General features: G+C 66.3%; 14 protein-coding genes and 3 pseudogenes. 3 read left to right on the plus strand and 14 right to left on the minus strand.

Features of this window, described 5'->3' with window-relative positions:
- Positions 1-119: 119 nt before the first annotated feature.
- Positions 120-1331 carry a tyrosine-type recombinase/integrase gene (locus tag AWB81_RS26595; protein WP_062639521.1) on the minus strand — a complete coding sequence of 404 codons (1212 nt, stop codon included), beginning with the start codon at positions 1329-1331 and terminating at the stop codon, positions 120-122.
- 148 nt (positions 1332-1479) lie between these two features.
- Between AWB81_RS26595 and AWB81_RS26600 the strand changes: the two genes are divergently transcribed.
- From AWB81_RS26600 to AWB81_RS26610, 3 genes and pseudogenes are all read left to right on the plus strand, one after another.
- Complete coding sequence (locus tag AWB81_RS26600; RefSeq protein WP_062639522.1) at positions 1480-2496, plus strand: DNA-binding protein; 1017 nt, start codon at positions 1480-1482, stop codon at positions 2494-2496.
- A 132-nt stretch (positions 2497-2628) separates the two neighbouring features.
- A complete protein-coding gene (locus AWB81_RS26605) occupies positions 2629-2829 on the plus strand; it encodes a YlcI/YnfO family protein (RefSeq protein ID WP_374730517.1) in 201 nt (66 codons plus the stop codon).
- Between the two features lie 72 nt (positions 2830-2901).
- Positions 2902-3181, plus strand: a pseudogene (locus AWB81_RS26610) (HU family DNA-binding protein).
- 27 nt (positions 3182-3208) lie between these two features.
- On the opposite strand, the gene AWB81_RS26615 reads toward AWB81_RS26610, so the two are convergent.
- The 13 genes and pseudogenes from AWB81_RS26615 to AWB81_RS26675 all read right to left on the minus strand — a co-directional run bounded on the left by AWB81_RS26615 (position 3209) and on the right by AWB81_RS26675 (position 21102).
- Positions 3209-3412: a hypothetical protein gene (locus tag AWB81_RS26615; protein WP_062639523.1), complete on the minus strand. Its 204-nt coding sequence runs from the start codon at positions 3410-3412 to the stop codon at positions 3209-3211.
- Positions 3413-3689: 277 nt separating this feature from the next.
- Positions 3690-4664 carry a hypothetical protein gene (locus AWB81_RS26620; RefSeq protein ID WP_062639524.1) on the minus strand — a complete coding sequence of 325 codons (975 nt, stop codon included), beginning with the start codon at positions 4662-4664 and terminating at the stop codon, positions 3690-3692.
- Between the two features lie 463 nt (positions 4665-5127).
- A pseudogene (locus tag AWB81_RS26625) lies at positions 5128-5522 on the minus strand (DDE-type integrase/transposase/recombinase); the annotation flags it as partial.
- A 948-nt stretch (positions 5523-6470) separates the two neighbouring features.
- A pseudogene (locus AWB81_RS26630) lies at positions 6471-7434 on the minus strand (IS110 family RNA-guided transposase); the annotation flags it as partial.
- Positions 7435-7720: 286 nt separating this feature from the next.
- The gene (locus AWB81_RS26635; RefSeq protein ID WP_062639525.1) at positions 7721-7981 is read right to left on the minus strand and encodes a hypothetical protein; all 261 of its coding nucleotides are present in this window, start codon (positions 7979-7981) and stop codon (positions 7721-7723) included.
- Between the two features lie 139 nt (positions 7982-8120).
- Positions 8121-10820 carry a glycoside hydrolase family 15 protein gene (locus AWB81_RS26640; RefSeq protein ID WP_062639526.1) on the minus strand — a complete coding sequence of 900 codons (2700 nt, stop codon included), beginning with the start codon at positions 10818-10820 and terminating at the stop codon, positions 8121-8123.
- A gap of 268 nt (positions 10821-11088) precedes the next feature.
- Complete coding sequence (locus AWB81_RS26645; RefSeq protein WP_062639527.1) at positions 11089-12414, minus strand: PLL family lectin; 1326 nt, start codon at positions 12412-12414, stop codon at positions 11089-11091.
- A gap of 9 nt (positions 12415-12423) precedes the next feature.
- On the minus strand, positions 12424-15108 hold the full coding sequence (locus AWB81_RS26650) for a phage tail protein (RefSeq protein ID WP_062639528.1): 2685 nt from the start codon (positions 15106-15108) through the stop codon (positions 12424-12426).
- Positions 15108-17288: a putative baseplate assembly protein gene (locus tag AWB81_RS26655; RefSeq protein ID WP_062639529.1), complete on the minus strand. Its 2181-nt coding sequence runs from the start codon at positions 17286-17288 to the stop codon at positions 15108-15110. The genes AWB81_RS26650 and AWB81_RS26655 overlap by 1 nt, the downstream gene beginning before the upstream one ends.
- Positions 17288-17707 (minus strand): GPW/gp25 family protein, encoded by a 420-nt coding sequence (locus AWB81_RS26660; protein WP_062639530.1) that lies wholly within the window; start codon positions 17705-17707, stop codon positions 17288-17290. Before AWB81_RS26660 ends, AWB81_RS26655 begins: the two co-directional genes overlap by 1 nt.
- Position 17708: 1 nt before the next feature.
- Positions 17709-19340, minus strand: coding sequence for a hypothetical protein (locus tag AWB81_RS26665; protein ID WP_062639531.1), 1632 nt, complete (start codon positions 19338-19340; stop codon positions 17709-17711).
- The gene (locus AWB81_RS26670) at positions 19337-20020 is read right to left on the minus strand and encodes a phage baseplate assembly protein V (RefSeq protein ID WP_062639532.1); all 684 of its coding nucleotides are present in this window, start codon (positions 20018-20020) and stop codon (positions 19337-19339) included. The genes AWB81_RS26665 and AWB81_RS26670 overlap by 4 nt, the downstream gene beginning before the upstream one ends.
- Positions 20017-21102, minus strand: a complete 1086-nt coding sequence (locus tag AWB81_RS26675) for a phage late control D family protein (RefSeq protein ID WP_062639533.1) — start codon at positions 21100-21102, stop codon at positions 20017-20019. Before AWB81_RS26675 ends, AWB81_RS26670 begins: the two co-directional genes overlap by 4 nt.
- Position 21103: the final 1 nt, after the last annotated feature.

The raw sequence follows: 21103 nt of genomic DNA on the forward strand, positions 1-21103 counted from the left end.
TTACCGAGAACTGGATCGGCGCTCACGAACGCCAAGATGAGACCGTGAGAAAGGCGCAAGAACTCGGCACTCTCGAGTATGGTACATTGGATCGAATAGAACGCGAGACCGATGCGTTGCTACCAATCGATACGGTGCTTGTCTTCCGTTTCCTGATGCCGCCGGTCATCGTCGATATGCAGGTACAGGCTGGTCGTAGTCAGCGAAGCATGACCAAGATTGTCACGAACGAGCCGAAGATCAACCTTTTGATCTGCCATGTGAGAGCCGGCGCTGTGACGCAACCAGTGGGCGGAAGCTTTCTCCAATAACTCTGCGCGCGCCGAAGCGCCATCTCGCTCGCGCAGTCGCGCAGCCGCCTTCGCAAAAACGTCCTTGACGATCGCGTGCAGTCCGGCGCGCGTCAGCGGCGCGCATGCCTGCGCCCGGTCATTGGCTGCGGTTGCGCCAATCGGCAAAACCAACGGCGTCTCTTCGCTGGGCGAGGGCAGTGCACTCAGGCCCAGTTGCTGGCGGTAGCGCGAAAGCTCCATCGTCATTTCGCGCGTCGCGGGCACCAGTCGCTCCTTGCCACCTTTGCCGTGAACGGTCAGCCACCAGCGAAGGGTACCGTCGGCGTCGCGCCGCACAAAAAACTGGCCCATGGTGTTCGCGCCCACTTCGGCAATTCGCAACCCGCCCAGATACAGCAGCGTGAATAGCCACCGCACCCGGTAGGCATGCGCACGCGCGCGATCGCTGTCGCGCGGCAGCGCGGCGATGGTGTCCTTGACTTCCTGCCAGAGCCCTGGCTCGAGATAGCGGGTGATGCGTGGAGGGGCGTGTTTGGTTCGCTGGCGGGATAGGGAAAGGGGATTGCCAGCAAGATAGCCTGCCTGCACGAGCCACGCAAACAGCGCGTTGAGAATGACGATCGCCTGGCGTTGACTCGCGGGCGACAGGGGCCCATAGAACGGCCGCCACCGTGCATCGTGGCGAGGGTGCTTGCGACCACCTCCGGCGACCCAGGTCGTGGCGGGTTGCGGATCGGCCAGGAACTGCTGGTAACGCAGACAATCCTCGTGCGTCAGTGACGAGAGCGGCTTGCCGAGCGTCACGAGCGACCAGAGCAGCAAGCGCTCGGCCTCCTTGCGATAACTCCCGAAGGTGGTCTTTGTGTCGTGGAAGCGCGAGAGCCACGCGCGAATCGCGTCGAGGTCGTTGTTGGCCGCGATCTGCGCCCGACCGTCCGTCGCGCGATTCGCCCCGACACTACCGTCGAGCGTCGACGGAATCACGAGGGATTCGAGGGGGCGCGGGTTGGAGTGCAACGGATGTCGGTGGCGGAAGATCGCGCATTGAGTGTCACGCGGTTTCGAGGTCGGTACGATACAAATAAGTCAACATTATAGCACTAATGTCAAATCTATCCCCCGCTATAGTTAGACAAGCACCGAAATACGTTGTATTATTACCGGTATTTCTCGCCATCACCCGCTCATGTCCGACGTCCTTTCCGACGAAACCCGCCTCGCAGCCGATATCGAGCGCCTCAAGGTCGAATTCCCGAAGACGCGCGAGCTCTATCGCGAGGTGTGTGCGCTACTGTTTTTCCGCTTCGGCGTCCCGCCGACTGCCAATCGCCTGTACAACCTGGTACGGCGTGGCACCATGAGCACCCCGGCGTCGGTGCTCGCCGAGTTTTGGGCGGAGTTACGAGAGAAGAGTCGGGTGCGTATCGAGCACCCGGACTTGCCAAAGGAGTTGAGCGACGCCGCCGGCGAGTTGATCGGAACGCTTTGGACGCGCGCGGCGGCTTCCGCACACGCCGAACTCACGTCGCTTCGCGATGACATCGAAGCGCGTTGCGCCGAGGCGGAGCAAAAAGTCGTCGCCGCGCGCGGGGAGCTCAGTCGGACTGAGACGGCGCTCGAGCAACGCACCGCGGCATTGCTTGCGGCGCAGGTCGAAATTCGAGAGTTGGAGCGGCAGCAGGCGCACGAGGCGGCCGCGCGCATGGCGCTCGAGGCGCAGATCAAGCGTCTCGGCGAGGAGGCGGTCGCGCGCGAGCGAGAACTGGAAAAAGTACGCGACACGTTTTCGCGTGATCTGGATAAGCTCCGGGAGACGGCTGACCGAGCGGAAGAGCGCTTACGCGCCTCGGAAAAGCGTGCGCTGCTGGAAATCGATCGCGAACGCGGTGCAGTGGTAAAAGTACAGAAAGAATTGGCGGAAGCCGCCAAGCGCGCAGAAAAGCGGGATGCTGAACATCGTCGGACAGTCGAAGCGCTGCAAGAGCAGCAGGGCGATGCTCGCCAGCAGACTGGGGTGTTGCAGGGCAAGCTGGCCGCGCTCGAGGAGGCATACAAGTCGCTCCAGGAGCAGTTGAAGTCGCTGCGCGCAACGACGCGTCCCTCCGCACGACGCGCGCCCGCGGCCGAATCCCGTCCTCCAGCCAGGCGCGCAACGCGCAAGGCGACGGCTGGGAAAGCGGCGGGAACGAAGAGCCAAACATAGCCTTGGCGTCGTGGCGAGTTCGACCTCGCTTGCGTGGGTCCGGGAAAGGAGTGAAAAATTGAGAAGAACGGCAGAGAACAAACTGAGGGTGGTCGCGGTCCGCTCGACCCCGTCATCGAACAGAGGTTACGCGTGTTGGCGGAAGCGACAGGGCGAAAGCAGTCCTTTTTCCTGCAGCAGATGATCGAGGGCGGTATCGACGCGATCGAAGAAGCCTGGCTGTCGCCCGATACCTTGGCGAAGGTTCGAAGTGGTGCTTTGCCAGATCTCCTGGATAAACACCCCACGACCTCGGATCTGTTCGACCACGGTGCCAGTGATCCAGCACCGTAGAACGAGTAGCGTCGGGCTTTTTAGCGGCTCGGCAAGATCGGGCTCGTTTTCAACAGAGAGGAAGAGGAATCAATGAATAAACAAGAACTGGTCGACGCGGTCGCGTCGACGTCGGGTACGAGCAAGAGCGCCGCAGAAGAGGCGATCAACGCGGTCTTGAACACTATCTCGAAGGAACTTGCGGCAGGCAACGCTGTTCAACTGATCGGCTTCGGCACGTTCGGACGTGGCGAGCGGGCAGCACGAACGGGGCGAAACCCAGCGACCGGCGAAGCCATCAAAATTGCGGCAGCCAAAACCGTCAGATTTACGGGCGGGCAAGGCGTTCAAGGATGCCGTTAATCAGTCGTGAAGCGGCGGAGTCTGTCGTTCAGCTACGTCAGAATAGCTGGTTATCCAACGGCAGCAGGTTGATGAGTTTGACCGCGGTGAGGCGTTCGGATCCGTCGGCGTGAATGGACCGGATCATGACGCGCTGTCCGCGCGCTTCACCCAGCACCTCGACGATGCGATCGCGATAACGCGCGATGGTGCCGCGCGGCGGTTTTCGATTCATGCGGTGGCGACCGGTCGGAGAGGGCATAAGCGGATGGGAGCGGCTGCGTCAATCGCATTATGCCAATGCGCGTCGCCGGCGCCACGTCATTGTTGGATTGTCACGCTACAGCAACAGAACAGCGAAGGGTCATCCGACGCAAAGTTGTACGGTCGTCCGTCGTTCATGGACGTGGGGCTTCCGCTTTGTTAAAGCCGGACCCTATTCGCGTGGCCCATCGCTGGCTTCGTGTTCTCCCTGCCCCAGTGCAGGGGACACTGCGCAACTGGAGCGGCCCCCTGAAACTCCGGACACGGGAAGCCAATCACGATGATGCGCCGATGGCGATCCAGTGGAAACCGGCGAGGCCAGGCGATAAGTCCGAATTCCGGGCGGCTAGTCTGAAGCCATGGGACGTCACCGCTTGAGCGACGCCCAGCACTGCCGGATTCAGTCGTACGGGTATGTCCGCGCGCTTGTTCGCCGTCAATAGCACGATCGGCTCTACTGCGAACGGAGATTTGAACACCACATCCCACGTCCGCCAGTCGCCAGCATTCCCGCTGGATTCAAACCAGGCCTCCGCGACCTCGCCGGTGTCGATGCGCTGGTCCGGTGTGTTCCCGTCGGTTGGGTCGAATAACTTTGAGTAGGAAAACGTTGCCCAGTTGAACGCGCAACTCCCGGCAATGAGGTCGGTGTTGTGGGCAGAAAGGTCGAGCTCGTCAATCTCGAATGGATCATCGACGATTCCCACAGCGGGAACGCTGGGGCCGGCGACATTTTGATCAGTCGCGGTGAGTTGTACGGAAGAAAGCTTCGTGTCCAGAAGTCTCAGCTCTCTCGGTAAAAGATAATAGACATGGTCGCTGAAGGTCCTGCGTCCGAGCAAGCTCTCTCGAGACGGCGCAAAGTACCTGGGTGGGAAGGTCCCTCTCTCCAGTGCGGGTACTGAACCAGTGACACCCGGAGATTCCTCTATCGCGACCCAATCGAATGCGAAAGACCCGCCGAAATCCGGGTCCGCGTTTCGGGCGGCTAACCTGAAGCCCTTTGTACTCACATCTCTTGCAAGACAGACGGGCGTCGCTACGTTCAATTGCCCTCCGCTAAACTTCGTAGCCTTCACCGGTGTGACAATGACGCGCGGCGAAGCAGCGAAATTAGGAATCTTCACAGGCAAATCGCCTTCGAACGATATAAAAACGTCAAGCCAGTCACCGCTTTGACCCGCCGGAGAGAGTGTGCCCCCCTCGAAGTTGTCAACGGCGATTCGCATCTCCGTGTACCTTGTAGTCATGTTGGATTCCTCCTCACGATCAACGTCGCCTGGCTGGTGCTCGACACGTCGAGGTTCTTGCCGCCAGAGCGAGGCGTGCCGAGTCGAGCAATAGCGGCACGGTTAGGCCACCAGCGCCAGGGACTGCACGGTCTTTGTCGCCGAGATGGGCGCTGCTGTGCATCGTTGCGATGAGCAGTGCATTGAATATGCCTTTGACGAGGAGCGCTGTCGGTTTGTCTGCGAATTGACGGCCAGAACCGACATGCAAAGGGACTGCGTGACGACCCATCCGTCCGCATAAAGCGCTCATGGCTTGCCGATGAACTGCGTCCTTGTTGCAGCGGGCCTGCGGGCGACTTCTTGCGCGCTTGCGCCGGCGCGGTCCGGCGTTTCGCAGAACATCGAAGCGTCCTTCTCCACGCATCGCATATGGTTCTCAAGGTAGCCCAAAGCGCAAGATATGCAAGGGGAATTCATTCAGTCGCGGCGCGTCGGGACAGGCGGCCAGCACGCGTTCGAAGAAGCGTTTTGCTGCGGCCTTATCGCGACGTTTCTGCAGCAGGATGTCGAGTTCGGCCCTGTGTTGGTCGACCGCCCGCCTCAGCAGTTAGGCTCACCGCGCAACGTAACGAAAACCTCGTCAAGATGCCATGTGCTGCCAGGTTTGCGGCGAGCAGCCGTGACGCGATGTGCGAAGCCCGCGCAGAGTTTGTCGCACCAGCGGCGGAGCAGTCTCGTGACTGACGATGACACCGCGCTCGAACAGTGTTCAATATCACCCAAGTTGGGTTGGAACCGGAAGTACCACCGAACCGCGTGGCTGATGTCCGTCGCGGGGAACCGGTGGCCGTTATAAAGCGATTTTTTCTTCTTCATCGCGCATTTTACGTGAGCACCTCGCCAACGTGACAGGCGGTCGCAGGTAGTTCAGCGCGACCGCGTTGAGACGTTCGGTCCCATCGGCGTGGAGCGATCGGATCATGACTTCGGGGGACACTGACGATCCTGACATCTGACGTGTGGAGGCGATCATGGAAATCGACATCCTCGGCATCGATCTCGCAGAGCACATGTTCCAGCTCCATGGCGCCGATCGTCGCGGACGAGCGGTGCCGTGCTCACAGCCATGCCATAGCATGACAAGCCGACGACGCGTAAAGCGTTCGCCTTGCCCTGCTCGCGCCTGCGCTTGACGCGTCACACCTCCATGGAGAATCACACCCGTACACCCTTACAGGTTTTGCGAAGCTTCTCAAAGCGATGACGAAAGAGGTTGAACCCGCACTCTGAAATCTGTTTTTCGTGCCGGCTCCCGTTTCCTTGCAAGCCGCGACAATGTTAAGGACGGGGTGCGCGGATCTAATCGAGGCTGCGGGCGTGCGTTCGGCAAGCGCCCACGGGCGAGCCATATACATGCGTGCAGACCGTTTCGACATCATGAAACGAAGCTTGCAAAGGGCGCCGGATCCATAGATGCCCGGAAAGTACGCTTACCCCATGCATGGACGCCCCCGGTTTGCCAAGCTATCATTTGCGACGGTGTGAAGGTAATGATTGCAGCCATGCATCCAGACTTCGATGTCCCGGCGCAAGCCGGCGGTCCCTGATGGAATTTGCTGGTCGGGGTCTCATCAAATCTGCGTGCTTCGCGCACACTGGGGTAATCAGACGTTCCCAACCACGGTCTTACCTGTTCTGCCATCACGTCATGATTGCCCAGGCAATCGGCTGAAGTCTCCTGCTGTTCGTTACAACGATGCGAAGTAATACTGTGCTTAAACCGCCATTTTTGGCGCCGCGTAATCGCTGTGGAACTGGCGACCCGTGAGCCAGAAGTGCCCACACGATCCGCGCGTTCTTGTTCGCGAGTACCACGGCTGCGACATTCGGGTTTCGTCGTTGTAACAGGCGCTGCAACCAACCCTCTTTCTGTTCCTTGCGGCTGGCAGCCCGCATCGCTGAACGCGCACCGTGGATCAATAAGGTTCTCAAATAAGAGTCGCCCCTTTTACTGATACCGAGTAGCACGTTCTTGCCACCGCCGGAGTTCTGCTGAGGCACGAGTCCAAGCCATGCGGCAAGCTGGCGGCCGTTTGTGAAGCTGGTTGCATCACCGATGGAGGCTATCAACGCACTCGCGGTAATCGGCCCGATCCCGGGCACCTTCGCAAGCGTGCAACTGGCTTCGTTCTCGCGGTGCCAAGCTTGGATTTGCGCCTCGAGTTCTTTAAGGTGTTCCAACAGGCGCTGTATCAGCACCCGGAAGGATCCGGTCAACTCCTTGGTAGCATCTTCGATGAGTTCGGGCACCCGTCCGGCAATGTGTGATATCCCTTGCGGGACAACCAGCCCGAACTCACTGAGAAGCCCGCGTATCTGGTTGGCTTGCGCAGTACGGGCCCGCACGAAGCCTTGCCGGACCCAATGCAGTGACAGCACCGATTGCTGCTCAATGTTCTTGACCGGCACAAAGCGCATATTTGGCCGCCCGACGGCTTCGCAGATCGCCTCGGCGTCGGCCGCGTCGTTCTTGTTCGTTTTCAAGTATGGCTTGACAGTGCGGAGCAATCAGCCGCACGGTGTGTCCCATCGCCTGGAGCTTGCGAGACCAGTAGTGCGCGCTTCCGCACGCCTCCATACAAATCAGGCAGGGCGACAGGTTTGCGAAGAACGCCAAAACCTGATCGCGCTTCAGTATTTTCTTCAGCACCGCTCTGCCATGTTCATTCACGCTATGCACGGCAAAAACAGTCTTCGCCAGATCGATGCCAATTGTCGTAATCTTCATGGTGGGCGCTCCCCTCGTTCAAGTGGTTGCTTAGACACTTCCACTTTGGCACATCGATGCCGTTTCGGGTGGGGGCGTCCATTCCATTAGATTGGGCCCGACGCTTTCGACTCCGACTTTCGCCCCCATCTGCCACAACGGGAGGCTGTGCAGCCAGGTGCTCGTCATGCCGCGAACTTGGGCCCGGGGCGTGCCGGCGGACAGCTTCACGACAACCGGCGCGACGGGATGAAAGTCTTCCACGTAGGCGTCGTCGACCGTGCGCCGTCGCGGCGCGCCGTGCGCTTTAAGGTTTCATCGACGACGCGGTGTCGGCTTCGTACGACGCGCCCTGCATGGCTTCGCGCCATTCGGTCTGCACGCGCGGCCAGTCGGACGCGGTCGTCGCGACCGACGAGCCGCTCATGCGCAACACAATGATACTAGCGGAGGCGGGCGGCAACACGATGTTCGCGTCGGCGGTCTTCGCGCCCACGGGCGGCGTGTTCTGGGTCTGCAGCGAGGCGGCGCATCCACCGAAGAGAATCGTGCTGCCGTCCAGGATCAAAGCGGAAAGTGATGGTTGCGCATGTTGAAATTTTTCGTTGGAGGCGCGTCACAGTATAGCCATCTCCCCCGCGCGATCCCGCCACTTTCGAGCCGCTTTCGGACTCGCGCGGCCCGCGCGCACGCGCCGAAACCGCCGCTCACATTTCGATGTTGCCGTAGATCCACGCCTGATCGTGCGTGCTCAGACGATAGTGAAGGAGCATGCGCGTGACGTCGGCCCAGGCGTTGGTCGCGGGATCTTGCGCGATCAGCACGACGAGCAGATCCGCCCAGCCGCCGAAGACGGCGTTCATGCTCGCTAGCGCGTGGATCGGCACGACGGCATCGATTCTGCCAGTGTCCGGGTTCCACTGCGGCGCTTGTACACCGCGGAGCGCATCGTCCGTGATCCACATCGCGCCCGCCAGGCGCCAGCGCTGGAACGTCTCGGAGTCGCTGCGGCGCTCGACCATGAAGTGCATGGGCCGGCTCAACGGCTGATTGAACACGCCCAAATTGCTCGACAGCGCCCACCCGACGGACAGATCCTGCGCGTAGATCTGCAGCCCGAACGCCGGCTGCGCCTGATAACGCGGCAGCGTTCCCGCGACGTTGTCGATGCGCATATACAGATTGTCGTAGTCGTTGGTGAGGTACACGCGCTTGATCGAGTGCTCGGGCGCGCGCGCCTGCACGCTGGTCGCCGGCCGGTCGGCCACGAAATACGGGACATTCGACCACTGCGCGCCGTCGTCCGCCGCGCCGGCGCCGGCGCCGATGTCGATCGTCTTGAACGCGCCCGCGTTGTAGAGCGGCGGCACGCACGAGAACGCGCTCTGGCGGCTGTAGACCAGCGCGGTGAGCACGAACGCCGACGCCGTCAGCGGTTCGCACATCGAGCTGACGAGCGGCTGCATCGACACGTTCGAGACCGCCTCGCCCGGCGCCATGTAGCCCTTGCCCCAGACGCTCGCGCACCACTGCATGCTTGCGAGCGCGGCGGGCGACTGTCCGCGCAGGATGTCGAAGATGGCGATCCACAGGCCCATCTGCGGCCACGACGGTTCCGGCCCGAGCGCCTCGTTGCCGCCCGGGCTCCACGCGCCGGTGTAGTAGAACATGTCGCCCGGGTAGCGCGCGATGCCGTAGTTCTGCCGCGTGAGCTGCCCTGCGACGGTGGCGACATGGCTCGACGCGCGCCCCGATTCGTGATCGATGACGCCCAGCGCGATCGGCATGCAGGATGACGAATCAACCAGCGTGCGCGGCGTATTGTTCAGATTGACCGCGCGGTTGAAATAGCCCTGCGGATTCCACAATCCCGGCGGGCTCCACTCGGACGAGCGCTGCACGGCCGTCATGATCGACGCCGCGCCGCCCGCGTACCATTCGGTCAGCGCGGTTTCGCCGAGGCGCTCGCACATCGCCTGCGTCGCGTAGAGGCCGGCGACGAACCAGCCTTGCGTGTAGCCGTTGTGTTCGAGATTGTCGCCTTCCTCCCAGATGCTGTAGTCCGCCTGGCCGAAGCCGTTCGGCTGGATGTTTGCGATGATCCAGTCCGCCGAGCGCTTGACCTTCGGCCATAGATCGCTCAGGAAGCGGGCGTCGGCGGTGAGCGTGTAGTGGTGATACACGCCGAAGAGAAACGCGCCGACTGCATCGTATTCCGGCTCGACGAAGGGCACGTAGCTGCCGTCCCACGCGTTGTAGGTGGTTTTCCAAGTGCCGTCGCTGCTCTGGCTGCCGCTCATCCAGCGCCAGTATTTTTCGCCTTCCGCGAAGTGGCCGCTGGCGTCGAGCGCCATCGCCGCGACCGATGCGTCGCGCACCCAGTTCTTATACGAATAGGCGAACGGATTGGTGGTCGCCGCGAGCGTGCCAAGCACCGGATTCTGCACGTTCTTCATCAAGATCAGCGCGCGGTCGTACATCTGGTTGAGCGCGTCGTCCTCGAATTGCGTGCGCCGGCCCTGATTGCCGTTCGCGAGCCACGCGTTCCACGCCGCGGCGCTCTTCGCGAGCCACGCGTCGCCCGTCGATGCCCGCGCGGCGTCGATCGCGGCGCGCGCGTCGGCCTCCGTCTCACACACGCCGATGTAGAAATACAGCGTCGCCGATTTGCCCGCGCCGATCCGCGCGCGCTGGTTGAACGCGAGCGTGACATCAGGCGCGGTGACGTCGTTGTTGTTGCGCAGCGCGCCGTCGGCGTCGAAGCTGTACCAGCCAGAGACGGTTGCGCTCTGGGTCGAGGCGTCGCTGTCGCGGCCGGCCTGATAGCCGTCCGGCGGCTGTAGCGCGCCCAGCACGACGAACAGTTGCCCCGGCGCGGTCATGTCGGCGATGAAGGCGTCGCGGTTCGGCTCGTGCCACGCGTGCACGGACTTGCCGGCGTCCAGATTGTTGAGATGCACCTGATCGAGCACGTTGAACTCGATCTCGCCCGCGCCCGGGTTCGTCAGCACGTAGCGTACGATGAAGAACGGCTGATTTGGCGGCGCGGCGAAGGAGCGTGAAATGCGCACGGAGGTCGCCTGATCCTGATAGTTCAGGTAGTTCGTCGTGAGCAGGCCGGCGTCGTCGCTGCTGCTTTCGAACCACGCTTCGGAATCGAAATCGGTCGCGTGCGTGTAGGAGAAGTGGTTCGTCTCGTCGCGAAAAAAGCCGCTGTAATCGACGATCTGATTCACCGCGCGTCGCGCCAGCGAGCCGCGCAGATAGTGCAGCTCGCGCAGGCACGGAGCGGTGGGAGCCTGGTCGAGCTGCGTGAACCGCGCGGCCTTCCAGATGCCCACGAGATCCTGCCAGTTCGACAGATACAGCGCGTGAGTCGAGGTGGCCGAAGGCGAAGTTGCGCTCATGTTGGTTTCCTTGACGAACCCGGAAGAGGGCGCGGCGCGGGCGCGATGGGCCTGCGCGGCATCGCGGGGAGGAAGTCGGACGAACCGGCGCGCGGAAGATGGGAGGACCGCGTGGCGTGGCGTGGCGCGACGAGCGCGACGGCGGATGCGTCCTGTCGATTCGCGGCCTGCCTGTTCATGTTAGTACACCACAATTTCTAGACAAGCGCGCGCCTAGTAGGAAGACGCCAATCTCGACCCCCGATCCGCCAGATCAGATCGCTTGCCGTCAGCGCGACTGCCAGACATGCCAGAGCGCGCCGTCCTGTCCGATCGCGAAGACTTCCAGATGCTTGTCCGCGTTCACGCCGAGCGCCATGAGATCGTTGCCGCGCAGCTTCGGCGGCGGGCTGCCAAGGCTTTCCCACGCGTTCCAGAACGGCGGCGTGTCGATCGTGCGGGTGCTCCAGAGCGCGCCGTCCGTGGCGATCGCAAGCACCGTCAGCCGCTTGTCGAAATCGACGGCCGTTTCCATCCAAGCGATGCCGATATCGGCGCGCGGCCCCGCCTCGGCGTTCCAGCCTTGATGCCGCCACACGACCTTGTCTGCGCCGCCGCTCCAGGTTTCCTGCCAGCGGTTGCAGAACGCACCGCTGCCGGGCGCGAGTACGTCGAGATGGCCGTCGGCGTTCTGCTGCAAGAGCGGTTGCGACAGATCGCGCGCCTTTGGCGGCTCGGAGCCGTCAAAGGCGTCGCGCGGCTTGCCTAGGCTCGCCCAGCCGCTCCAGGCGCCATTCGGCGTGATTTGCCACAGATGCCAGAGCGCGTCGTCCTGGCCGATCGCGCACAGTTCCTGACGGCCATCGGCGTTGCTCGCGCGCGCGAGACGGTCGGCGTCGCGGATGCCGGGCGCGGGCCGGCCCAGCGCCTGCCACGGGCTCCATGCGCCGTTCTGCGCCGTCTGCCCGATGAGCCAGAGATTGCCGTCGCTGCCGGTGACGAAGACGGTTTGTCTGCCATCCTGATCGATGCCCGCGGCGAGGCGGTCGGCGAGCGCGACGTCGCCGGGCGGCTTGCCGAGCAATTTCCAGCCGCTCCAGCCGCCGTTTGGCGCGACTTGCCAGTGCTGCCAGAGCGCGTTGTCGTCGCCGATGACGAAGGCTTCCTGACGGCCGTCCGCGTTGCGCCCCACGGCCAGCGCGCGGATGCCGACGTTCGCGGCGGGCTTGCCGTGATCGAACCACGCGAGCGGCGCGGCGTTCGGCGGCGACTGCGCGATGCTGAACAAGCCGTCCGGCCCGAAGGCGAACGCTTCGAGCCGGCCGTCCTGGTTGCGCTGCACGACCGGTCGGCCGAGCACGGCATCGCCCGGCTTGCCGAACGACGCCCAATCGCTCCAGCGGACCGTCTGCGGAACGACGGGAGCGACCGGCGCATCGCCCATTGCGTGCACGATCACCTGGAACACGACGGGTTCCGAAACATTGCCCGCGTCATCGACGACGACCAGCTGGAAGCGGTTCGCGCCCGCCGGCAGCGGATTCGCCGCGGAGACGTCGACGAGCACCTGCGGCGCGTCCAGCGGGACCGGCTGATTGGGCTTGAAGACGGCCATCGGCGTCTCCTACTGGAGCCAGGTCCAGATGCTGCGCGCCACCGTGCGCCCGCGCGCGGCCTGCGAGCGCACCGAACTGAGGAGGAAACCCGTGCCTTCCATCAGCGCGGCCGGCCCGTCGACGACGGCGAGCGGCGGCGCGCCGGCGGGACCGTCGGCGCGCGCGTCGAGACGGGCGCGTCCCATCACGCGATCGCCCTCGCCGATGCGCGTATGGCCGATGCGCGCGGCTTCCACCGGCGGACTCGCGGCGAGGAAGGTATCGACGCCGACCAGCGACGCCGCGCCGACGATGAGCGGCCGCGACGCGATCGCGGTGCGCGTCTGCACGTGCGCGGGCGATTCCGCATCGGCGATGGCGGCGAGCCGCGCGACATCGCGGGTGCGCGGCGAGCGCCGCACCAGCACCAGCACCGTATGCGCGAGCGCGGCGAAGAAAGCGGCGACGGCTTGGCTGTCGGCGTTGCTCTGCGGCATGTCGGCGGCGAACAGCGCGGCGACTTCGCGCTGTTCAGTCGCGCCGAGCACGAGCGTATCGCCGACGAAGCTGTTGCCCGACGTCATCGTGCCGAGCGTGAGCGGATCGTCGCCGTCGGACAGATCGGCGCCGAGAATCGTCGCGAAGGTGCGCCGCAGCCGGTAGCCCTCGACCACGACGATCTCGCCGCGCGTCACCGCCCCGCCCGCCAGCATGACGGGCGGGCCGTTCCCGCCCGCGCTGCGCAGCACGAGCACGTCGACGTCGGTATCGCCGGTCGAGGCCAGCGCGCGCTCGCCGGGACGCGGCGCGGGCTGGTACGGATCGAGCACGCCGCCTTCAACCACGACGCCGCCGGTCGCGAGTTCGAGCGTCGCCAGCAGGCCGCCGAGCGTGCCGTGCAGACGCGCGGTGTGAGGCGCGGCGCGCAGCCGCTGACGCAGCCACGCGTGCGCCGCGCCGTCCTCCGGCTCGACGCCGATCCAGCTCGCGAGCCACGGCAGCGCGTCTTCCGGCGTCGCGGCGGGATCGGTGAGTAGCCAGCTGTCGGCGACCTTGCCTTCGAGCTCGGTCAGCGGCGCCTCGAATATCGACAGATAGCGCTCCAGGAAATCCGGCGGCGTCGCGCCGCCGGCCTGGTCCATGTCCGGCCCCGACAGGCGCTCGTGATAGAGCGCCGGCAGATAGCGGTCACGATACGAAAAGCGCGTCGCGTAGATTCGCAGCGCGGCGATTTCCGGCGTCGCCTGGCTGTCGCCGAGCAGTTCCAGCGTGAGATAGAGCCAGCGGCCTTCCAGACGACGCACGCGCCGCCCCGCGCGTTGCAGCAGCACGGTGAAGCGCCCGCTCTGGCCCGCGCGCGCCGCGCACCCGAGCAGGCCGGGGTTGAACGCCATCTCGGAAGGCGCGTCGCACCAGGCGGCGCTCGGCGCATCGGCGATGTCGGGCAGCGCGGCCGCGCCCGCAACGTGCGGCCACCAGTCGGGCGCGCCTTCCGCGCCGGGCTTCGGCGGCACGCCGCCGGTGTCGTCGGCGTGCGCCCAGACGCGCAGTCCCGCATGCCGCGGCAGCGACGCCTCGATCTGCACGCGATGCCAGACCGTGCCCGCCGCGCCCGAATCGAACGGCCCGAGGCGCACGCTGCCCGCGCGCGCATACGTGGCGCGCGACACGGCCAGCAGCGTGCGCAGCGACGCGGGCGTGTCGCGCCGGCCGGCGGCCACGGGATAGCGCGGCACCTCGCCGAGCGTGTTGCAGAACGTGCCGTCCCACACGCCGAGCAGCGGATAGACGTCGCCATCGGGCAGCGCGGCGGCGCTGGCGGTGTCGGCGAACACCTGATCGCAGTCGTAGACCAGCGCGTTGGCCGCGGGCCGCGCGCCATCGCTGACCAGCACGGCGATGCGGTCTTCGCCGAGCCACGCCAGCCCGTACGGGAAGCGCACGCCCGTCAGCGAAAAGCGCCGTTGCAGCTGAAACGCGTCGAGCGTGTAAAGTTCGGCGTCTTGTCCGTCGATCCAGGCGAGCAGCGCGACGCGCCCGCCGACCGATGCCGCCAGCGCGACGCCCTGCCTGCCCGCCGGCAGACGCGCGCTGCGCAACAGGCGCAAACGCGGCGGATGCGGATTCGGCTCGACGGGCCGAAAGCTCGTCGGATCGTCGGCGCTGTAGCCGGTGTCGCGCAGCGGCACGCCCTTGAGGCGCGCGAGCGTGCCAGCGGCGGAATCGAGCGCCCAGACGCCGCCGTCGCTCACCGCGCACAGGCGGCGCGCGGCGAAGCCCGACAGCGCGACGCGCGCGGCGGGGAAACGCGCGCGGCGGTCGATCATCAGAATGGCGTCGTGGCGGGCGATGTAGAGAATCTCGTCGTCCCCGAAGGCGATGTCGAATGGCGGCGTCGCGTCGGGCGGCGTTTCCGGCGGCAGCGAAATCGACGTCGAGCCGGGCAGAAAACCGCCCGCGAACAGCGCGCCCGCCGTGGCGTCCCACCACGCGAAACTGCCGCCGCGATCCGCCACCGGCGACGGCTTGCCCGCCTGCGCCTGCGCATAGTCGCGATCCTCCGCGAGCGGCGGCGGATTCTGCTGGCGCGCAAGCCGCAACTGCCGCGCATCGGCGCGCCAGGCGAGATTCGTCGGCTCGCCGCCGGCCGCCGCGCCGAGGCCGAAAGCCGTCGCGTCGGCGACCTGCCAGCAGCGCAGTCCGTTGACGTCCATCAGCACACCTCCGGCACGACCGGTACCGGCACCGCGCCGCCGGCATCGCTTTCGGGCGGCAGCACGTTCGGCGGATCGCCTTCGCTCACCGCGAGCATAGACAGTTCGGGCAACTGCCACGGCAGAAGCGGCAGATGCACGCGGCCGGTCGCGTCCTCGGGCACGCGCCGCCACGCCCTTTCGCCGGCGCGGCGCGCGTAAAGCTGCACCGGCACGACGCTGCGCACGCCCGGCACGCGGCCGATGGCGACCTCGATCATCCGGTCTTCGACGCTGCGCCCCAGCGGCCAGCCGTTGCCGTCCGGGCCGCCGGGCAGAAGCGGCCAGAGATGTTGGCGGATGGCGTCGGCGACGGAGGCGAGGACCGCCTCGCGCTGCGTCGTATCGACGAGTTCGACGCCCGCGAGCACGCCGACCGGCACGTAATCGACGCCGATCACGTACAGTTCGGTGGCGAGCGGACGGCGCTCGTCAAGCCACGTGTGCACCGATTCGAGCATCGGCCGGTCGGGGCGCGGGCAGGGCGCGGCGAAGCCGTCGCGCGCGGGAATCACCATCACCGAGACGACGCCGGGCACGTTGCTGCGGCGTTGCGCCGGCAGAAAGCGCTCGAGCACTTCCGCGCGCCCGACGGCCACGCCCGGCACGCGCAGCGCCAGCTCGCGATAATCCGCTGCGGTCACCGCTCGATTCGCGTGCCGCAGAATCGCCGGAATGCGCGCCTCCGCGGCCGCGAGGTCTTCGGCGTCGGCGCCGCCGAGCGTCGGCAGCGGCTGCGTCACTTTCAGGCGCGGCGCGGCCGGACCAGCGATGCTCTTGATCGAGCCAGCCGCTACGTTGCCGCTCGCGCCGCCGCCGACGCGCATCAGCGCGACCTGCACCGCGCGGCCCGACGCCGGAACCATGCCGCGCACGCCATCGCCGAAACTGACGATGCCCGCTTCGGCGTCGAGGCTGTAGACGCGATCGTCGCGCCCGGCGGCGGCGGTGTCGGGCACTTGCCGCCAGGGCCGCAACCCTTCTTCTTCCTCCACGTCGATCTGCAGCGTCACCGCTTCCACCGAATCCGCGCCGAGCGGCAGTTGCAGGCCGGACGCGCCGGTGCCGAAGCCGATCGTCTGGCGGCCCAGCGTGCGGCGCTGCTCGATGGCGACCCCGTTGACGCCGGCCCAGCACACGCGCAGGCTCGCAAGCGTCGTGAGCGGCCGCAGCCGGATCCACGTGACGATGCGCGCCGCGACGGCCGGATCGTCGATGCGCGGGGGCTTCTCGCCGACGCCCGCGCTGTACTCCTTGGTCACGTCGTTGACGGGCGCGCCCATGTCGTCCTTGCCCGGCAGCAGCACGCGCGCGATGCCGGCGCGCGTCAGCCCGGCGGTGCCGTCCATCTGCAGTTCGAGCGGCAGATAGCCGTCGCCCGCGTCCACGCCGGTGTTCACTTCCCACACATGCGCGATGCGCGCGCGCACGCCGACGTCGTCGAACGGCGCGAGCATCGGCATGGCCGGCGCAAAGCCGATGTTCAGCACCAGCCGGCGATTTTCCGCCCCGCCGCCGAGCTCCGCGCGCACCGCGTCGATCTGCGCGGGCCGGGCCGCGAGCAGCGCGAGCCACAAGTAACCGTCGACGCTTTCATGCGCCACGTCGCGCCCGTCGGTTTCCGCGCCGGCGGAGAACAGCGGCGTCGTGACATAGCCATTCGGAAGCTCCGAAAGCCCGTACAGCTCCTGCAGGTCGGGCAGCAGATCGCGAAACTGCGCGGCTTCGTCGGCGTTCGGGCGGCGCTTGATGTACGCCTGCGCGCTTACCGCGTGCACGGTGACTTCGGTGAGCGTCTCGAAATGCTGGGGACGATCGATGGCGGCATGCAGCGGCAGCGTCACCGGCGCGACGACCGCTGGATCGTCGATGGCGATCTGTACGAGACCCTGCGCTGGCTGCGCGGGCAGCATGCCGACGCCGAGCAGGCGCAGGAACGCGAGACGCTGGCGTTCCGGCAGCACGTTGGCGCGATACAGGACCGTGTCGTGGAGCCACGCGAAGAGGTCGATCAGCGTCATGCCCGGATCGCCTGCGCGCGGGTTGGTCCACTCCGGCGCGTGCGCCGGAATGCGGCGCACGAGATCGCCGACGAGATCGTCGAAGCTGCGGTCATCGAGCGCGGGCGGTCGGATCGGCATCAGCCTGCTCCCACGGGAACCAGCGCGCTCAACTGCGCAGCTACGCCCGTCAGCGCGAGCCGGTACGCGATGGTCACGAGCAGTTCGCGCGGATCCGCGCCGGCCTCGACATCGACCCGGTCGATCACGATGCGCGGCTCGAAATCCTCCAGCGCGGCGAGGATCGCCTCGCGCGCCTGGGTGCGCACGGCGAGCGTGTTTGGCTGCCAGACGAGAGCCTCGGTGCCCGCGCCGAACTGCGGCCGCATGAGTTGCTCCCCGGGCGTGGTGCGCAGGATCACCTCGATCATCTGCTTCACCGACGCGGCGGCGTCCGGCCAGACGAGCGTGCCGCTCGCGTCGGGCACGGGCAGGAGCGGCCAGCCGACCGCCACTTGCGGCTGCGCGGATTTTCCACCGGTGAGGACGGGGCCGTTCATGTCATTTCGGCTTTGGGTAAGGAATGCAGATCTTCACGTAGGCCATCCAGAAGAAGCAGATGTCGAACAGCTTGAGAAAGAGGTTCAGGATAATGAACGCGCACAGGAAGATGATCGGCAGCGAGAAGCTGCACAGCCAGCCGATGCCGATGCCCGATGGCCGACTGCCTTCGCCGCTCGCGAGCTTCTTCATGTCGCCGTTCAGCAGATTGGCGATTTCCGGCGGCACCTCGAACGTCACCGACGGCCTGAGCATCTTCAGCTTCGACAGCGGCGGCATCGCGAGGCGCATGGGGGGGCCGTCGCCGTCCCACCACGGCACGACCCGGAACGGCTCGCAATAGCACGTGCTCCAAATGAGCGCGGACGCGCATTGCGCGTGATTCTGCATGCGTGCGAAGGCGCGCACGACGTAGAGTGCATCGTCGCGATCGAACTTCGGCGTATGCGGCGCGACGTCGCTTACGCGCGCCGACAGACACGCCAGCGCGCAGCGCGTGAGCCGCTCGCCCGCGGCGTCGTCGATGCGCGGCCAGCCGGTCGGCATCGTCAGGCCGCTAGCGTTGGCATTGCCGCCGACGAGAATGTCCGCCGCCGCGGCGGCGAAATCGGCGGCGTTCACGTCGGGGCGCGCGTTGCCGTCGGCGTCGGCGCCCATTGGCAGGACGAGTTGCGCGAGCTCGGCGAGCAGCGCGCGTGCGGCGGCGGCGCCGCTGAACGCGCCGAGCTCCACCTGAAGCTGCTGCAGGAACACGCCGAACGCGTAGAGGCGGCCCTCGTCGGTGTCGGCGGATGCGGGCGTGCCGAGCACGTTCCACGCCGGATCGAGCGATTGGCCGGCGCGCGGCATCGACATGTCGGGACGCGCTTTCAGATATTCCGAGAAGTGCAGGAGCACCTGCGTGAGGTCGTCGCCGGAGAGCGCGTCGAAGTCGGGCGCGGACGCCGTCGCGACGCGCTCGCTGCTCGCGACCGGCACCACGCCGAAAACGATGGTGCGCCCGCGCGCCCGGCAGATGTCCGGCGGCGCGACGTACAGCGGCACCACGTCCTCGACCGGCAGCGGCGCGGCGCCGCGCCGTGCGGACAGCCGCACCGCCAGTTGCGCGCTGGCGGGCAGCGCGGTCGCCGGACGCTGCGGCGGATCTGGATCGGGATCCGCGCCCGGAGACGCGCCGGGCGCGGCGGCCGTGAAGCGCCAGCCTAGCGGCTGGCCGTTGCTCTTCATCCACCCCAGCAGCGAGCCGTCGGCGGGATTCAGGCGCCGTAGTACGAGGCCCATGCCCGCGAGCTTGCGCGGATCGACCGGCGGCATGCCGGGCATCCGGCACGCGGCTTCAAACAGCGCGACGTGATGCTGCCGGTGGATCGGCAGGCTCAGTTCAAGGCGGCCGTCCGCGCCGTGCCTGAGTCGGCGCCGCGCGGCGAGGCGCGTTTCCCAGTCGTCGGCGCGCAGATCGGCGAAAAGCGCCTGCAGGAACGCATCTTCGCGCAGGCTGACGATTACCGTGCCGGCGTCGCCGCCGCCGAGGGGGCGCAGCACGACGTCATGAGCCGGCTGCATCGGCAGCGTGGCGGCGAGGCGGCGGCGTTGCGCCGGATGCAGCGGCGTCTTGTCGGCGAGCGTGCTCATAGCAAATTGTTGGTTCCGATCGAGTAGTGTTGCGAAACGACGCTGGTGGCGCTGAGCGTCTGGCATTGCACGACGTTGGAGAACGTCGCCATCGCGGAATTGACGGTCGTTTCGCTCGCCGAGACCGATACGGTCGTCGCCGTCACCGACACAGCGCCCGAACTCTGCACGCTGACGCCCGCGGTGTTCGCGGTGATCGTGCTGCCCGTGCCGGTGTCGAGCGTGATCGAGCCGCCGGCCGCGTCGGTGAGTGTAGCGGTGACGCCGTTGGGCGTCTCGATCTCCACTTTCTCCTGCCCATCCGCCGCCTCGACGATCGCGATGCGCGTACCATTGCGCCCGGTCAGCGTCCAGCGGTCGATGCGCTCGCCGCCGATCGATTCCGGCACGCTCGTCGCTCCGTTCCACAGCGTGCCGACTACCACCGGCGCGCGCGGATCGCCGCCGACGAACACGACTAGCACTTCGTCGCCGACATCGGGAATGAGGAACGCGCCGCGGTTGTCGCCCGCGAACGGCACCGCGACGCGCGCCCACAGCGGGGCCGAGCCGTCGGTCTCGGGGCCCGGCAGGCGCACCTGCACGCGCGCGCGCTCGGCGGGATCCTTCACCGAGACCACCAGGCCGATGTGCGGGCCGTAGAGCCACCCGTGCCGCGCGCCGAGCGCGTTCATCTTCATGCGCCGTCTCCCAGATAGGCACATTCGGCGAGGAAATCCGTGAGATAGCCGCTCGCGACATCGAAGCGGTGCACCGCGCGCGTCACCGAAAAGTCGTTTTCGAAGAACGGATTGACGTCCTTGATGGTCAGCTTGCTGCCGACGCGGATCTGCGGATCGCCCTGCGCACAGCCGTCGATGCGCACGAAGCGGCGCGCGCGCTGGCCATAGAGCGCGCGGGCGACGGCGTCGGCCTCGGCGGACGAGAGCGCGTCGGCGTCGCCGCTGTTCTCGGCGACTTCGCCGATCCGCTTGCGCAACGCCGACGGGCCGTCGGTGCCCGCGCCCGGGCCGAGCTCGCCCGAACTCGCGACGGCGTCGACGGCTTCGCCCGCGGCGCCGTCGAAACCGCCGACGCGCACGCTCGTCACTTGATCGGCGAGATCGGCTGTGATGCGCCCGCGCACCAGTTGCACGCCGTTTCGCAGCACGACGCTGGTGCGCGAGTCGACGGCGCGGCGGCCGGCCTGCAGCTTGTCGTCGACAGCCTGCAGGTCGCAGTCGAAGCGCGCGAGGATGCGGCGCAGAAACGCGAGGTCGCTTTCGTTGATTTGCGCCCAGTCGGATTGCGGGACGTCGAGACCGTCGCGGATCTGCGGCGTGAGACCGTGATCGCGCGCGATGGCCCGCACCAGATCGGCGGGCGACTGGTTCTCGAACACCCGGCTGCGGCGCTTGCGGCGCGCGCCCCACAGGCGGTCTTCGGCGAGCACGGTGAAGAGCGGCGGACGGCCGTCGGCGTATTCGCCCTCGATCGCGGTGATGACGCCGTCGAACACTTCCTGCGGCGCGCTGGTTTCGCCGCAATAGATCTTGATCGACGCGCCGAGCTGTACCGGCGATGTTGCGGTCGCGCCCCAGTCGGCGGTGCCGTCGGCGTAGGATAGGTTGTCGTACAGGCTCAGCTCCAGGTTCGAGAGGCCGCCGAGCTGCTCGGTGACGCGCATCGAATAGATCGAGTCGGTCAGCAGCGGCAGCGACTGTTCGGCGATGCGCACGGTCGGGGCCGCGCTGATCAGGACGGGGGACTCGGACGCGCCCATG

It is taken from the genome of Caballeronia arationis, assembly GCF_001544975.2.
Lineage (GTDB): Bacteria > Pseudomonadota > Gammaproteobacteria > Burkholderiales > Burkholderiaceae > Caballeronia > Caballeronia arationis.

Bases quoted from the DNA above. Each gene is read 5' to 3' on its own strand.
- AWB81_RS26645 (WP_062639527.1), bottom strand. From the start codon at position 12,414: ATGGCCGTCTTCAAGCCCAATCAGCCGGTCCCGCTGGACGCGCCGCAG.
- AWB81_RS26665 (WP_062639531.1), bottom strand. From the start codon at position 19,340: ATGAGCACGCTCGCCGACAAGACGCCGCTGCATCCGGCGCAACGCCGC.
- AWB81_RS26675 (WP_062639533.1), bottom strand. From the start codon at position 21,102: ATGGGCGCGTCCGAGTCCCCCGTCCTGATCAGCGCGGCCCCGACCGTG.
- AWB81_RS26615 (WP_062639523.1), bottom strand. From the start codon at position 3,412: ATGCCCTCTCCGACCGGTCGCCACCGCATGAATCGAAAACCGCCGCGC.
- AWB81_RS26600 (WP_062639522.1), top strand. From the start codon at position 1,480: ATGTCCGACGTCCTTTCCGACGAAACCCGCCTCGCAGCCGATATCGAG.
- AWB81_RS26670 (WP_062639532.1), bottom strand. From the start codon at position 20,020: ATGAAGATGAACGCGCTCGGCGCGCGGCACGGGTGGCTCTACGGCCCG.
- AWB81_RS26650 (WP_062639528.1), bottom strand. From the start codon at position 15,108: ATGGACGTCAACGGACTGCGCTGCTGGCAGGTCGCCGACGCGACGGCT.
- AWB81_RS26640 (WP_062639526.1), bottom strand. From the start codon at position 10,820: ATGAGCGCAACTTCGCCTTCGGCCACCTCGACTCACGCGCTGTATCTG.
- AWB81_RS26660 (WP_062639530.1), bottom strand. From the start codon at position 17,707: ATGAACGGCCCCGTCCTCACCGGTGGAAAATCCGCGCAGCCGCAAGTG.
- AWB81_RS26620 (WP_062639524.1), bottom strand. From the start codon at position 4,664: ATGACTACAAGGTACACGGAGATGCGAATCGCCGTTGACAACTTCGAG.
- AWB81_RS26655 (WP_062639529.1), bottom strand. From the start codon at position 17,288: ATGCCGATCCGACCGCCCGCGCTCGATGACCGCAGCTTCGACGATCTC.